The sequence below is a fragment of the Acidobacteriota bacterium genome (assembly GCA_040752675.1).
Taxonomy (GTDB): Bacteria; Acidobacteriota; Polarisedimenticolia; order JBFMGF01; family JBFMGF01; genus JBFMGF01.
This window is the reverse complement of record JBFMGF010000008.1, coordinates 1-13,016: the sequence shown is the minus strand read 5'-3', so window position 1 is coordinate 13,016 and position 13,016 is coordinate 1. Positions and strand designations below refer to the sequence as shown.

The window sequence follows — 13,016 nt, the reverse complement described above, 5'->3', positions numbered from 1 at the left end:
CGGTTTCATATAATCTTCATAACTTTTTGATCTTCTCTTATGATTCGATTCGAGGATATCGTCGAGAAAGTCGAAGGTTATGATCCAGAAGCCGATATCTCCTTCCTGAGGAAAGCTTACATCTTTTCGGCAAAAGAACACCGTGGTCAGGTGCGGCTCTCGGGCGAGCCGTATCTTACGCATCCGCTGGAAGTTGCATACATCCTTGCTGACCTGAAACTGGATATCTCCTGCGTCGCCTCCGGATTGCTCCACGACATCCTTGAGGATACGAATATGACACTCAAAGCGCTGCACGATGCTTTCGGGAAGGATATCGCTCACATCGTGAATGGAGTGACGAAAATCGGAGAAATTGAAAAATACCGGACGAAGGAGGAGATGGAAGCGGAGAATCTCAGAAAGATGATCCTTGCCATGGTCGACGATCTCCGGGTAATCCTGGTCAAGCTTGCCGATCGGCTCCACAACATGCGAACGCTTCAATATCTTGCTCCTGAGAGGAGGGAGAGAATCTCCAGGGAGACATTTGAGATCTACGCTCCCATCGCCCACAGGCTGGGGATTGGAAAGATTAAAGATGAGCTCGAGGAGCTGGCCCTGAAACATCAGGACACAGCGGCATACGAGGAATTGATCAGGAATATCGAGAACAGCAAGAGGATCAGCAGCCTTTTTATCGAAGAGATCAGCAGAACCCTGAGACAGACCTTTAGCGAGCAGAACATCCCGGTTGAGATCCATGGCAGGATCAAGAGCCCATACAGCATCCATAGAAAGATGAAGGATCAGCAGATCACGTTCGATCAAATCTATGATCTTGTAGCCTTTCGTATCATCACCAGGACGGTCAGAGACTGCTATGCCATCCTTGGGATCATGCACAGCATCTGGAAGCCTGTCCCGGGAAGATTCAAGGACTTCATTGCCATGCCCAAACCCAACATGTATCAATCCCTTCACACTTCGGTGATCACACAAAATGGGGAGACTTTCGAGGTACAGATCCGAACTGAAGATATGCACAGGATAGCGGAGGAAGGAGTTGCCGCTCACTGGAGGTACAAGGAAAAGGCAAAGCTCAGAGAGAGGGACCTGACCAACGTCCAGTGGTTGAGGCAGCTCATGGAATGGCAGCAGGAGGTCAAGGACCCCAGGGAGTTTCTGAAGGTCGTTAAGGTCGATCTCTATCCGGATGAGGTCTATGCTTTCACGCCCAAAGGGAAAATTCTTTCTTTTCCGAAAGGGGCGACGCCTATAGATTTTGCCTATGCCATTCATACAGATGTTGGCCATCAATGCGTAGGTGCGAGAATCAACGGAAAGCTCGTCCCGTTGAGGACCTTACTCCAGAGTGGAGATCGCGTCGAGATCATTACGTCTGCTGGGCATCGACCGAGCCGCGACTGGCTGAACATCGCCACGACGTCGCGAGCCAAGAACAAGATCAGAAGCTATCTCATCGCGAGCGAGAGGAACAAGAGTATCACCCTGGGACGGGAGATCTGCGAGAAGGAATTCAAAAAGTACAGGATGGACCTGAAAAAGCTATCCGGCGAAGATGAAAACCTGGAAAAAGCGCTCGAATTCTTGGGCTTCAGATCCCTTGACGATTTCTTTGTCGCCGTTGGGCTCGGGAAGGTTACAGCCCATCATCTCGTCTCGCGGCTCGTTCCCCCCGAGAAGCTGAAGGAGAGGGAAGGAAGAGAATTTGCCATCTCGAAGGTCGTCAAGAAGGTCCTGGGCTTGGGTGATAAGAGAGTTAAGGTGAAGGGGATGGGAGACGTCATGGTCTATCTGGCGAAATGCTGCAATCCCATCATGGGAGAAGAAATCGTAGGATACATCACGCGAGGGAAAGGGGTTTCCGTTCATTCCGTCTCCTGTCATAATGTGGAGAAACTGCTCTACGATTCAGAGAGAAGGATAGCGGTCGAATGGGAAAGGAGGGAGGAAACGATCTATGAGGTGAGACTCCGCATCCAGATGGATGACCGGCAGGGGATACTGGCTAAGATAGTTTCGGCCATCTCGGATGAGAGAACCAACATAAGGGATCTGGGAGCGAAAAGCCTAGAGGAAAAGAGGGGAGAGATCAACCTCGTCTTGGATATCCATGACATGGAGCATCTGAGCAGGATCATGAAGAGGATCGAGGGAGTGAAAGGTGTCCATAATGTCGAGCGAATCTAAAAGAGGAGGGTTTATGAAGAAAATAATCCATTCGTCAAAGGGGCCGAGGGCCATTGGCCCTTACTCTCCGGCAGTTAAAGTGGGGAACATGATATTCATATCCGGGCAGATCCCTCTTGACCCGACCACCGGTCAGATGGCGAGCGGCACAATCGAAGAGCAAACGGAGCTTGTAATAAGAAATCTAACTGCCCTTCTCGAGGACTCGGCTGCCACTTTGCTCGACGTCGTCCGAACAACGGTTTTTCTTACCGATTTGAACGACTTTGAAGGAATGAATGCAGTCTATTCAAAGTTCTTTGGAGTGAATCCTCCGGCGCGATCGACGGTGGGTGTAGCCTCCCTTCCGAAGGGATCGAAAGTAGAAATCGATGCCATTGCCATAATCGCCGGCTAGGATATAGCCTTGACCACTCTCCCGGATCTCAGGCATCTCGTGCAGATCTTTGCTCTCCTGACCGTTCCGTTCTCGATGATCCTGACGCTCTTCAGATTGGGATGCCAGATCTTCCGAGTCACATTGTGGGCGTGGCTGATACTATGACCGAACTGGGGCTTTTTCCCGCATATCTCGCAGACTCTTGACACAACATCCTCTCTTATCAGTAATTTTTAAACCTTAAAATTTATAAGATTGATTGAAGGCTGTCAATAGCGCCACTCAAATTTAAAATTTTTGGAATAAATTCTTGAATTTATCATTTAAAGATATATACTTTGCCAATAAGAGGTAAAATGATTTACCTTTTATTAGAATCTATTGGGGTGTACATCAGTAAAAAAGATATCCGGGTACACCGACCGCTCCGCAGTGAAAAAAATATTCTTGACACCCAAATTTTCTTTGTGTTATGTTAAAGCACTGCTTTAAGCTTTTGGCGTAACTGCAAGTTAAAATTAACTTCAAAGGTGAAAAAATGATATTCGGAAAAGCAAAGAACCTGGTCGGGCTGGACATAGGTGACAACTCTATAAAGATCGTGGAGGTCAAAGACTTGGGAAGGGCGAAAGGGTATCAGCTTCTCGGACTTGCCCTGGAACCCCTCTCTTCAGAGGCTATAGTTGACGGGTCCATCATGGACTCGGGGCTCGTCATTGATGCCATCCATCGAGCCTATGAGAAGAGCGGCATAAAGAACAAGAATTTGGCTACCGCTCTCTCCGGTCATTCCGTCATCATCAAGAGGATCTCCCTTCCCGTGATGAGCAAGGAAGAACTAGCGGAGTCAATCCGGTGGGAGGCCGAACAGTACATTCCTTTTGATATCGAGGATGTCAACATCGATTACCAGATCTTGGAAGGTGTCAGTCTGTCCGGCGAGGGGAACATGGATGTCCTCCTTGCCGCCGTCAAGAAGGAGAGGATCAACGATTACGTGAGCGTCCTCAGTCAGGCAGGTCTGAATCCCCTCGTCGTCGATGTGGATGCCTTTGCCCTTCAGAACGCCTATGAGGCCAATTACGATGTCGAACCCCAGGATAACATCGCTCTTATCGATATGGGCGCCAGCGTGACGACAATCGTCATAATGAAAGGAGCCAACTCTGTATTCTGGAGAGACATATCCATCGGTGGCAATCAGTATACCGATGCCATCCAGAAAGAGCTGAACCTGACGGCGGAACAGGCCGAAAAATTAAAATGCGGCGAGGACCTTGAAAAGGTCTCATTCGAGAGCGTCTTCCCCATAATCTCTTCCGTGACATCCGACGTTATCAGTGAAATTCAGAAGACGGTCGATTTCTTTAAAGCAACAACGGCCATCGATGAAGCCATCAGCAAGATCGTGGTGACAGGTGGCGCCTCGCAGATCTACAATTTCAGGCAGGCCTTCACGGACCGGTTCGGGGTCTCCGTGGAGATCCTCAACCCTTTCAGGAAGATAATAGCCAATACCAGGGATTTCCCTCCTGAACTGCTCAACAAGATGGCATCATCCGCTTGTGTTGCCGTAGGACTTGCATTAAGAAAGGCAGGAGAAAAATGATAAAGATAAATCTGCTGGCGGAGAGAAGGCCAGCAAAGGAAAGGGCTCCAATCATAACCATTGAGCGGGGAGAAGGGTGGTGGAGAGGACTCATCCTGATCGGCATCATCGTTTTATCTTTCATCGTAGTGGCTGGATGGTATTACTCTCTTGACAGGCAGACACGGAGGCTCAAAGCCGAGAACGAGAGGGCTGACAAGGAGCTAAAGAGGCTGGAAGAAGTCCGGAAAAAAGGGGATCTTTATCAGAAGAGGCGCGACCTGCTCGAGAGAAAGGTCAACATCATACTGCAACTCAAAAAGAATCAGACCGTTCCGGTCCTTATTCTCGACCAGATAAGCAGGAACCTTCCCGATTTCCTATGGCTGGATTCACTCTCCGAGAAGAGCAATGTAATCACTCTCAATGGCAAGGCAACGACTTACACGGCCGTTTCCAACTTTTACAACAACCTGAACCAGTCTGCTTATTTCAACAACGTCAGCCTCGGGCAGACGAAGGAGATTCCTGAGGGTGTATCTTTCCAGCTGAGCTGCACGTTCGTACCTGAAGGGAAACAACCTCAGGAAGCAACCAAGGAGATGTAGTCATAAATACATAGTTGAGCGAGGAAAAGACATGTTAAAAAATCTTCCCTATTGGGGCAAACTCGTTCTGGTTCTCGCCCTTTCGGCCGCAGTCATCCTCATCGCCTGGCGTTTCTATCCGAACTTCTCCGAGATGAACAAAGATATCAATGATATGCAGGCAAAGCTCGAAAAGAAACAGCAGGAGATCAAGAAAGGGCAAGCCATCGAAGCCAAGCTGCCGGAATTCGAAAGGGAGATCGCCAACCTAGAAGAGAAGCTTGGATATCTGCGGCAGATCCTCCCGACGGAGCCAGAGACGGGAGACCTCCTGAAGGATATCAAGAGCCTGGCGGACAGGGCCAACCTGGAGCTAAAGCTCTTCGACCCGGAATCGTTCAAGCAGCAGGAATTCTATAAGGAATTTCCAATCAAGATGGAGATCATCGGCGGTTACCATGACCTGGGGATCTTCTTCGATCAGATCGGAAAATACTCGAGAATCGTCAACATCACGAATGTGCTTATCAATGCAGTCTGGGGCGGAAGCGTCAAGACCATCAAGTCATCATTCATAGCTACGACTTTCATCTATATAGAAGAAAGTGAAAAAGAGAAAAAGGAAATAAAAAAATGAAGAATGATAAGACAAGATCCTTCATGTCTCTGTTTGTTTTAATCATCCTTCTCCTCTTTTCCCCGTGTCTCGTCGCGCTTGCTCAGGAGGAAGGAAAGGGGGAGGTCATCGCCAAACCCTCTGAAGAGGAAAAAGAGAAGGAAAAGGCCATAGAGAAGATCATACAGGAGAAGGAAGAAGTGATAACAGGAAAGTACTTCTCTTACAATCCCGAGGGAAGGAGAGATCCCTTCCGGTCGCTCATCGAAGAGGTTAGAGCGAAAGAGAAGGGTCCACGCCCTAAAGGGATCGCCGGGATGCTGATCTCAGAGATCGATCTGGTCGGTATTGTCAAGGATCCGGCAGGTAATATCGCATTCTTCTCGGGGTCGGATAATAGAGGGTATTTTCTAAGAGTTGGGGATGAGGTATATGATGGAAAGCTCATCAGCATTGACGATGATGCGGGAATAGTGACCTTCAGGCAGCAGGTGGACGATCCCCGGCTCATAAAACCTTTCAGGGATGTAGTAAAAAGACTAAGTCCGGTGGAGGAGGAAAGTAAATGAACAGGATAAAAATGTTACGTTTTACAGCCCTTGCGCTGTTGATCGCCGGTTGCACTGCCATCAGTTTTTCCAACGAGTCAGCGGAGGAGCTGAAGAGTGTGCCTCAACCGGTGATCCTGAGCAGCATTGAGCACAGCACGGGGGATGGAATCACGGAGCTTGTGATCAGAGCCAACATCCCGTTCGAATACACGACCTATGATCCGGATCCGGAAGTTCTGATCATCGAGGTGCCTGAGGGGAATACGGAATCCCTTCCCGAGTCCCTGACTCTGGATACTGCCGAAGTAAAAGATATCAGGGTGAGGATGATAGCTGGAACGCAGGGAGATTTCTTCATCGGAAGATTGGAGATCACCTGTAATCCTGACACCCACCACACTCTCTTCATGGATGGAAACGAGCTGCACGTCAGAGTGGAGGGAGGAGGATCCTCCCGCACCGAGGCGATGGTGGCAGATAGCATTCCGATAGAGCAGCCTGTCGGGGAACAAGCTGCGGAGATCCGGTATGCATCCAAGATCAACATGATCAATATAGATGACAAGGATAGCTCTTACACCGAAATATGGATCAAGGGAGATGGAAAGCTCCAATATGACACATTCGAAGTGGAGGATCCGGACCGAGTGGTTGTGGATTTTCAGAACGTTTCCATGCTCCTTCCCTCAAAAGAGTATGAGGTTCAGGGTCCCTTCATCGAGAGAGTAAGGGCGTCACAGTATAAAAGATCGCCTCAGAAGGTCGCCAGAGTCGTCTTCGACTTGAAGCAGGATTCTCCATATGAAGTTGCACAATCCGGGAATGCCATCAAGGTCAGGTTCTGTAAGGCCCCTGAACCCACGTTGATCGCCGGGGCAGAGCAGAAAACTGCTCCTGAGCCTGCTCAAGAAATCTGGAAAGCGGAAGAGTCCCCTGCCAAATCGGTAGAGACCGAACAAGCTGCTGAACCTGAATGGAAGGAAGCACAACCCGAACAACCTCTCGTTGCTGCAGAAGTCCATCCAGAAGAGACATCAGCAATAACGCAAAGGGTGGCCGAGCCAGTGGAAGCGCTCCCGGCGCAGATGGAGAAGCAACCTGTTGAAGACGCGATGCCGGGAAAAGCGGCAAGAGACATTGAGAAGATGGTGGATAAAAAGGCCGGGGAGGACTACGTCATATTCCGTGAAGCGCCGGAAAAACTAGCCACCGTATCGGAAGAAGAGAAAAAACCGATGCTCCAGTTCGAGACGGTAAAGGTGACACCCGAAGCGGTCAAATACACTGGGAAGAAAATCTCGCTAAATCTTGTCGATGCGGATATCAAACAGGTCTTCAGGCTCTTCCATGAGATTTCTGGATTGAATTTTGTCCTCGATCCTGCCGTTGGAGGCAAGGTAACCATCGTTCTGGATAACGTCCCGTGGGACCAAGCCCTTGACATCATCCTTAAGAACAACGGTATGGACAAGATATTCGAGGATAATGTGATCAGGATTGCTCCTACGCAGAGGCTGGCCCAAGAAGCAGCTTCAAGGAAGCAACTGAAGGATGCCAAGGAGCTCGAGGCCGATCCCGTGACCATAACGAAGACGCTAAGCTATGCAAAAGCTCAGGAGATCGAAAAGATTATAAGGCAGAGCGGCATGGTTTCTCCAAGGGGCAGGGTCATCATGGACGAGAGGACCAATTCACTAATCGTGACTGATGTGCCGACCAGGATAGCACCCATTGACAATCTCATCACGTCCCTGGACACCGAGACACCGCAGGTCATGATAGAGGCGAGGATCGTGGAGACATCCAGACAGTTTGTCCAGGATTTCGGAGTCGAGTGGGGGTTTACAGGGATCGCCGACTCATCGAGGGGGACACAGACCAATCTCCAGTTCCCCCATAACGCCAGGGTCGATTACCAGCTCAACCTTCCCTTCACGAGGGTCGGCGCCATCTCACCCAATCAGCTAGGTGTGACATTCGGAAATGTCCTCAACAGCTTCGCTCTAGATCTCGCCATCGAAGCCCTGGAAGTGGAAGGTAAGGCAAGGGTACTCTCGGCTCCCAAGATTGCCACTCAGAACAACGAGAAGGCTGAGATAGAGAGAGGTGTCAGGATCCCCGTTGTGAACACTACCGCCACGGAGATCAACGTGGAGTTCGTATCCGCATCGTTGCGCCTGCTGGTGACACCGCAGATCACGGCGGAAGGAACCATCGTCCTGGACATTCAGGTGGAGAACAACACCCCTGACTTCGTCAACAGAGTCGGGGATGTCCCTCCGATCAACACTCAAAGGGCGCAGACCAAGGTCCTGATAAACGATGGTGGAACAACGGTGATAGGAGGCATCTTCAGTCAATCTGAAGGGTTGAGCGAGGCTGGGGTCCCCTGGTTCCGAAAGGTGCCTCTCTTCGGCTGGCTCTTCAAGAGGAAGAACGTCACGAATGAGAATAGAGAGTTGCTCATATTCCTGACGGCAAAGATTATGAGAAGCTCTGCTTAATAAGGAGGTTTCTTATCATGAAGAAATTTCTATTAGCCGCAGCGGTCTTCATAGCTATTTTCCTGTTGCCAGGCTGCAACAGCTCTACCGATGATCCGGACTATTCCGACTCGATTGTGACAATTATCAGCGTTGAACCGATGCCATTCTGCTCGGTACCGCTGCCGGATGCCAATCAGGTCTATCATGACGATAATGCCACTTTTACATTCTCCAATCAGCCAAGGAACATAGATGCGGAGGGAACGTTTTACAACGATGTAGTTCTGAACCGATATGTTGTTTCCTATTCCGGTGGTGTTGCTCCTTCATTCTCTCAAAACATTAGTGTGAGGGTCCCGAGTGGGGGTACGGCGCAATTCAGCACCGTCGTGGTCAGGGCTGTTGACAAGATGGCAGGATACTTCACTCCGGGTGTAGATGTGGATACGACGGTGATCTTTTACGGAAAGGATGTGGCCGGAGAAGATGTCCAGACTTCGGTGCTGTTCACCATCAATTTCAGGGATATTTGCGGGGGATAGCATTCGGTTGCGATAGCTTTGACAATGGTACATATGAAAACATTGATGAAGAAGAGATCTCCATTTTAAAATTGCATCAGATTTGGATTCTCAGAAGCTTCCAGGGTTGAAATGAACATTTCAACCCTATTTTTTTAGAAAGGAAAAATCGGAGGACGAAGTGACGACCATGAAAAACGAACCTGATGAAATCCTGACGGAGACTCTGGCAGACCTCTATCTCAAGCAGGGAATGAAGGTCAAAGCTCGCAGGATCTATGAGAAACTGCTTGAGAGGACCCCGGACGATTTCCGCCTGATGCGAAAGATCGAACTGACGCACTCTTCCGGGAGTGAAGCGCCGGAATCATCTCAGTCACAGCATTCCGAAGATGGCATATGCGGAAATACAAGAAATGAAACCGTGGAGAAAAAGATAGGACTGCTTAAGAAGTTGCTGGAGAGGCTGACGGGATGAGCTTTTCCCAGGCAGCGATGAAAAGAAGAGATGATATAATAATTTAAGATCTTAACCTTTCTATTAGGAGAGATAGCATTGGATAAAGAGATTAAAGACCTTATCGACTACATATCAAGAAGCAACTTCGTGGAGTTCGAACTGGAGAGGGAAGGCTTCAAGATCAAGCTGGTCAAAGGAGCAGGCAGAGTGGCTAAAATCGAAGCGGCTCCTCAAGAGGTCGTCATTGAGGAAAAAGTGGTGGAGAGCAGCGAACTGCCGAAAGTCGAAACCGCTCCCGCGGAAGCTCTCGAAAAGGATAATCTGTTTGAAGTGAAGTCTCCAATAGTGGGAACTTTCTACAGGGCTCCCGATCCCAAAGCTCCTCCCTACGTGGAGGTTGGCGATCTCGTACGGAAGGGGCAGATTCTGTGCATCGTGGAAGCGATGAAGCTCATGAACGAGATCGAGTCGGAGGTTGCAGGTGAGATCGTGGAGATCCTCGTTCCCAACGCTCACCCGGTGGAGTACGGGCAGGTACTATTCCGGTTGAGACCGGCAGAATAGGAATAGAAGTCATGTTCAAGAAGATATTGATAGCCAATCGGGGAGAGATTGCCCTGCGGATCATCTGGGCATGCAAGGAGCTCGGCATTAAGACGGTTGCCGTTCATTCCGATGTTGATGCCGATTCTCTGCATGTCAAATATGCCGATGATGATGTCTGCATCGGTCCCGCCAAGAACTCTGAAAGTTATCTGAACGTCACCAGCATCATCTCAGCGGCTGAGATAACTGGAGCCGATGCGATCCATCCCGGATATGGATTCCTTGCGGAATCAACGCACTTTGCGGAGATATGCAGGGAATGCAACATCACCTTCATCGGCCCTTCCCCGGAGATCATTAGATTGATGGGAGACAAGGTGGAGGCAAGGAGGACGATGATCAAGGCGGGTGTGCCGGTCATCCCGGGAAGCGAAGCGGTCATCCCGGATGACGTGGAAGCATTGAAGCTTGCCGAGCAGATCGGTTATCCCATTATCATCAAGGCAGCGGCTGGAGGCGGGGGGCGTGGGATGAGGATTGTCAGGAGCGCCGAGGAACTGGATGAAGCCTTCAAGATAGCACAGACGGAAGCGAAAGCAGCATTCGATGTCCCGGATGTATACATAGAGAAATATCTTGAAGCCCCAAGGCACATCGAGTTTCAGATACTCGGCGATAATTTTGGTAATATCCTTCATCTCTTCGAAAGGGAGTGTTCCATCCAGAGGAGGCACCAGAAGCTCGTCGAGGAATCTCCTTCTCCTGGCATGACTCCAGAGCTGAGAGAAAGAATGTCGTCTGCAGCGCTCAAAGCGGCTGAGACAGTAGGGTACACGAATGCCGGGACCATCGAATTCCTCCTGGATGGTGACCGGAACTTCTATTTCATGGAAATGAATACGAGAATTCAGGTGGAACATCCCGTGACCGAGAACGTGACCGGGATTGATCTCATCAAGGAGCAGATAAAGATCGCAGCGGGAGAGAGGCTTTCCTGCCGCCAGGAAGATATAAAACTGAACGGCCACAGCATAGAATGCCGGATCAATGCGGAAGATCCGGAGACATTTGCTCCTTCTCCAGGAAAGATCAGACTCTTCCATCCACCCGGCGGACCCGGGGTCAGGGTCGATACTGCCGCGTATGCCGAGTGCATCATTCCTCCGTACTACGATTCACTGGTAGCGAAACTCATCACGAGAGGTAACACCAGAAAGGAAACGGTTTCCAGGATGAAGAGAGCCCTGGATTCCTTCATCATAGAAGGGATCAAGACCAACATCCCGTTACAGCAGAAGATCATTTCAGACGAAGATTTCATACAAGGAAACATTTCGACGAGGTTCATGGAAAAATTCCTCCCGCAGAAAAAGTCGGAACCCTAGGGATTGCACCTTGCTTCTAGAAAAAATTCCCCCTCTATATGCTATAACCGACAGCGGATTGTCGCATCTGTCTCACTCTAACCAGGTGAGGATCCTCGTCGACAGCGGCGTGAAACTGATCCAGATGAGGGAGAAAAAGGTTGGCAGGGATTTTTTCGAGGAGATCGTTAAGTCTGTTTCCTATTCCAGAGAGCGCGGGGCGTTAATCATAGTCAATGACAGAGTGGACATGGCTCTTGCCGCTGGAGCAGATGGTGTTCATCTCGGGGAAGAAGACCTGCCGCCGCTGGAAGCAAGAAGAATTCTTGGCCCGGCAAAGATCATCGGCGTTTCCACTCATTCCATCACGGAGGCGATCCAAGCATCGAGGATGGATGTGAATTATCTGGCCATCGGGCCTATCTTCAAGACAAAGACCAAAGACCTGAAATACAGCCCTCTAGGTCGGGAAGCGATTGCTGAAATCAAAAGGACCGTCGACAAACCGCTCGTTGCCATAGGTGGAATCACGCTGGAGAAAGTAAGGGAGATCTTCGAAGCCGGCGCCGATTCAGTGGCCATAATATCAGACCTTCTATGCAGAGGAGAACCCGGTGAAAGAGCCAGGCTCTTTCTAGCTGCTATCGAATCTCTGAAATCATGAAATATTTCCTGTTGAGCGATATCCATTCCAACCTCGAAGCTCTGGATGCCGTCCTTGAAAATGCGAGATCTAGAGGGGAGGGCGAGTTTGTGGTCCTCGGAGACATCGTCGGGTATGGTGCAAATCCCAACGAGGTGATTGCAAGGGTCCGCGATCTGAAACCTATCGTCATGATCAGAGGAAATCACGAGAAGGTCATTGCGGGATGGGAAGAAGAGGACGAGTTCAACGCGGCGGCGCAGGCAGCGGTGAAGTGGACGCAGGACTCTCTCACGGAAGAGAATAGAGATTTCATCAGATCCCTTCCAGGCGGGCCCATCGGCATCCATGACGAAGTCCTCGCCTCGCACGGGACGCCGATCGACGAGGATGATTATCTCTTTTCCGAGTATGATGCGATGAACATCTTCAAAAAAATCGATTTCAGGATATGCTTTTTCGGTCACACACACTTCCCCATGGTGTTCGCCCTTGATGGGGAAACTCTTTACTATTACTCTCCCGGGAAGGGCAACGTGAAGGTGAAGATCGAGGAGGGCCTGCGATATCTTATCAATCCGGGGTCGATCGGACAGCCAAGAGATAGGATTCCGGATGCCTCGTACGCGATCTATGAGAGTGAATCGAAGATGGTTTCCTTCATCAGAGTTCCCTATGATGTTGATAAGGCAAAGGCGAAGATCCTGCAGGCCGGGCTTCCTGTAATGCTCGCTACCCGTCTTTCCTTAGGTCTATAAGGGTTTCTCTTGAATACTGTTTGATGAGAATCATCCATCTTGAAACTGAAGTCAGAGCATCAACAACTATATCGGTCATCACATCTCTTAAGGTGAATTTAAAATGCTCTTTCAGGATCAGTTTACCCTTGATTGAAGGATACTTTCCCAATCAATGAGATCAACCAAATTGGAGCAGAGGAGACCTTATCCCCTTTGATTCATCTTCTACAGTTTGGGAGCTCTCATCACTCTAGAACCCTTGATTTTATTGAGTTCTTCTCTCATCCCTCACCAAAACCTGGTGCCAATATATTTGAGATAATTTTAAAATATATCTTGACA

General features: G+C 49.5%; 15 protein-coding genes. 14 read left to right on the top strand and 1 reads right to left on the bottom strand.

The window, feature by feature from the left end; all coding sequences use genetic code 11:
* Window positions 1-39: 39 nt before the first annotated feature.
* Window positions 40-2,193, top strand: a complete 2,154-nt coding sequence (locus tag AB1756_01030; GenBank protein MEW5805934.1) for a bifunctional (p)ppGpp synthetase/guanosine-3',5'-bis(diphosphate) 3'-pyrophosphohydrolase — start codon at window positions 40-42, stop codon at window positions 2,191-2,193.
* 13 nt (window positions 2,194-2,206) lie between these two features.
* The gene (locus AB1756_01025) at window positions 2,207-2,590 is read left to right on the top strand and encodes a RidA family protein (protein ID MEW5805933.1); all 384 of its coding nucleotides are present in this window, start codon (window positions 2,207-2,209) and stop codon (window positions 2,588-2,590) included.
* Here AB1756_01025 and rpmB read toward each other — a convergent pair.
* Window positions 2,587-2,781, bottom strand: coding sequence for a 50S ribosomal protein L28 (rpmB, locus tag AB1756_01020; protein MEW5805932.1), 195 nt, complete (start codon window positions 2,779-2,781; stop codon window positions 2,587-2,589). The two genes, AB1756_01025 and rpmB, sit on opposite strands and share 4 nt — an antisense overlap.
* Window positions 2,782-3,110: 329 nt before the next feature.
* Here rpmB and pilM point away from each other — a divergent pair, with 329 nt between their 5' ends.
* The 12 genes from pilM to AB1756_00960 form a co-directional block, all read left to right on the top strand.
* Window positions 3,111-4,181, top strand: a complete 1,071-nt coding sequence (gene pilM, locus AB1756_01015) for a type IV pilus assembly protein PilM (GenBank protein ID MEW5805931.1) — start codon at window positions 3,111-3,113, stop codon at window positions 4,179-4,181.
* A complete protein-coding gene (locus AB1756_01010; GenBank protein ID MEW5805930.1) occupies window positions 4,178-4,768 on the top strand; it encodes a PilN domain-containing protein in 591 nt (196 codons plus the stop codon). The genes pilM and AB1756_01010 overlap by 4 nt, the downstream gene beginning before the upstream one ends.
* A 31-nt stretch (window positions 4,769-4,799) precedes the next feature.
* A complete protein-coding gene (gene pilO / locus AB1756_01005) occupies window positions 4,800-5,384 on the top strand; it encodes a type 4a pilus biogenesis protein PilO (GenBank protein MEW5805929.1) in 585 nt (194 codons plus the stop codon).
* On the top strand, window positions 5,381-5,932 hold the full coding sequence (locus AB1756_01000; protein MEW5805928.1) for a hypothetical protein: 552 nt from the start codon (window positions 5,381-5,383) through the stop codon (window positions 5,930-5,932). Before pilO ends, AB1756_01000 begins: the two co-directional genes overlap by 4 nt.
* A complete protein-coding gene (pilQ, locus tag AB1756_00995) occupies window positions 5,929-8,418 on the top strand; it encodes a type IV pilus secretin PilQ (GenBank protein ID MEW5805927.1) in 2,490 nt (829 codons plus the stop codon). Before AB1756_01000 ends, pilQ begins: the two co-directional genes overlap by 4 nt.
* A gap of 17 nt (window positions 8,419-8,435) precedes the next feature.
* Window positions 8,436-8,942 carry a hypothetical protein gene (locus tag AB1756_00990; GenBank protein ID MEW5805926.1) on the top strand — a complete coding sequence of 169 codons (507 nt, stop codon included), beginning with the start codon at window positions 8,436-8,438 and terminating at the stop codon, window positions 8,940-8,942.
* A 169-nt stretch (window positions 8,943-9,111) separates the two neighbouring features.
* Window positions 9,112-9,399, top strand: coding sequence for a tetratricopeptide repeat protein (locus tag AB1756_00985; GenBank protein ID MEW5805925.1), 288 nt, complete (start codon window positions 9,112-9,114; stop codon window positions 9,397-9,399).
* Between the two features lie 78 nt (window positions 9,400-9,477).
* A complete protein-coding gene (gene accB, locus AB1756_00980; GenBank protein MEW5805924.1) occupies window positions 9,478-9,945 on the top strand; it encodes an acetyl-CoA carboxylase biotin carboxyl carrier protein in 468 nt (155 codons plus the stop codon).
* 11 nt (window positions 9,946-9,956) lie between these two features.
* Window positions 9,957-11,312, top strand: a complete 1,356-nt coding sequence (gene accC / locus AB1756_00975; protein ID MEW5805923.1) for an acetyl-CoA carboxylase biotin carboxylase subunit — start codon at window positions 9,957-9,959, stop codon at window positions 11,310-11,312.
* A gap of 10 nt (window positions 11,313-11,322) precedes the next feature.
* On the top strand, window positions 11,323-11,955 hold the full coding sequence (gene thiE, locus AB1756_00970) for a thiamine phosphate synthase (GenBank protein MEW5805922.1): 633 nt from the start codon (window positions 11,323-11,325) through the stop codon (window positions 11,953-11,955).
* A complete protein-coding gene (locus AB1756_00965) occupies window positions 11,952-12,692 on the top strand; it encodes a metallophosphoesterase family protein (protein MEW5805921.1) in 741 nt (246 codons plus the stop codon). Before thiE ends, AB1756_00965 begins: the two co-directional genes overlap by 4 nt.
* A gap of 132 nt (window positions 12,693-12,824) precedes the next feature.
* On the top strand, window positions 12,825-13,016 hold a 192-nt coding region (locus AB1756_00960; GenBank protein ID MEW5805920.1), incomplete at its 3' end, for a hypothetical protein.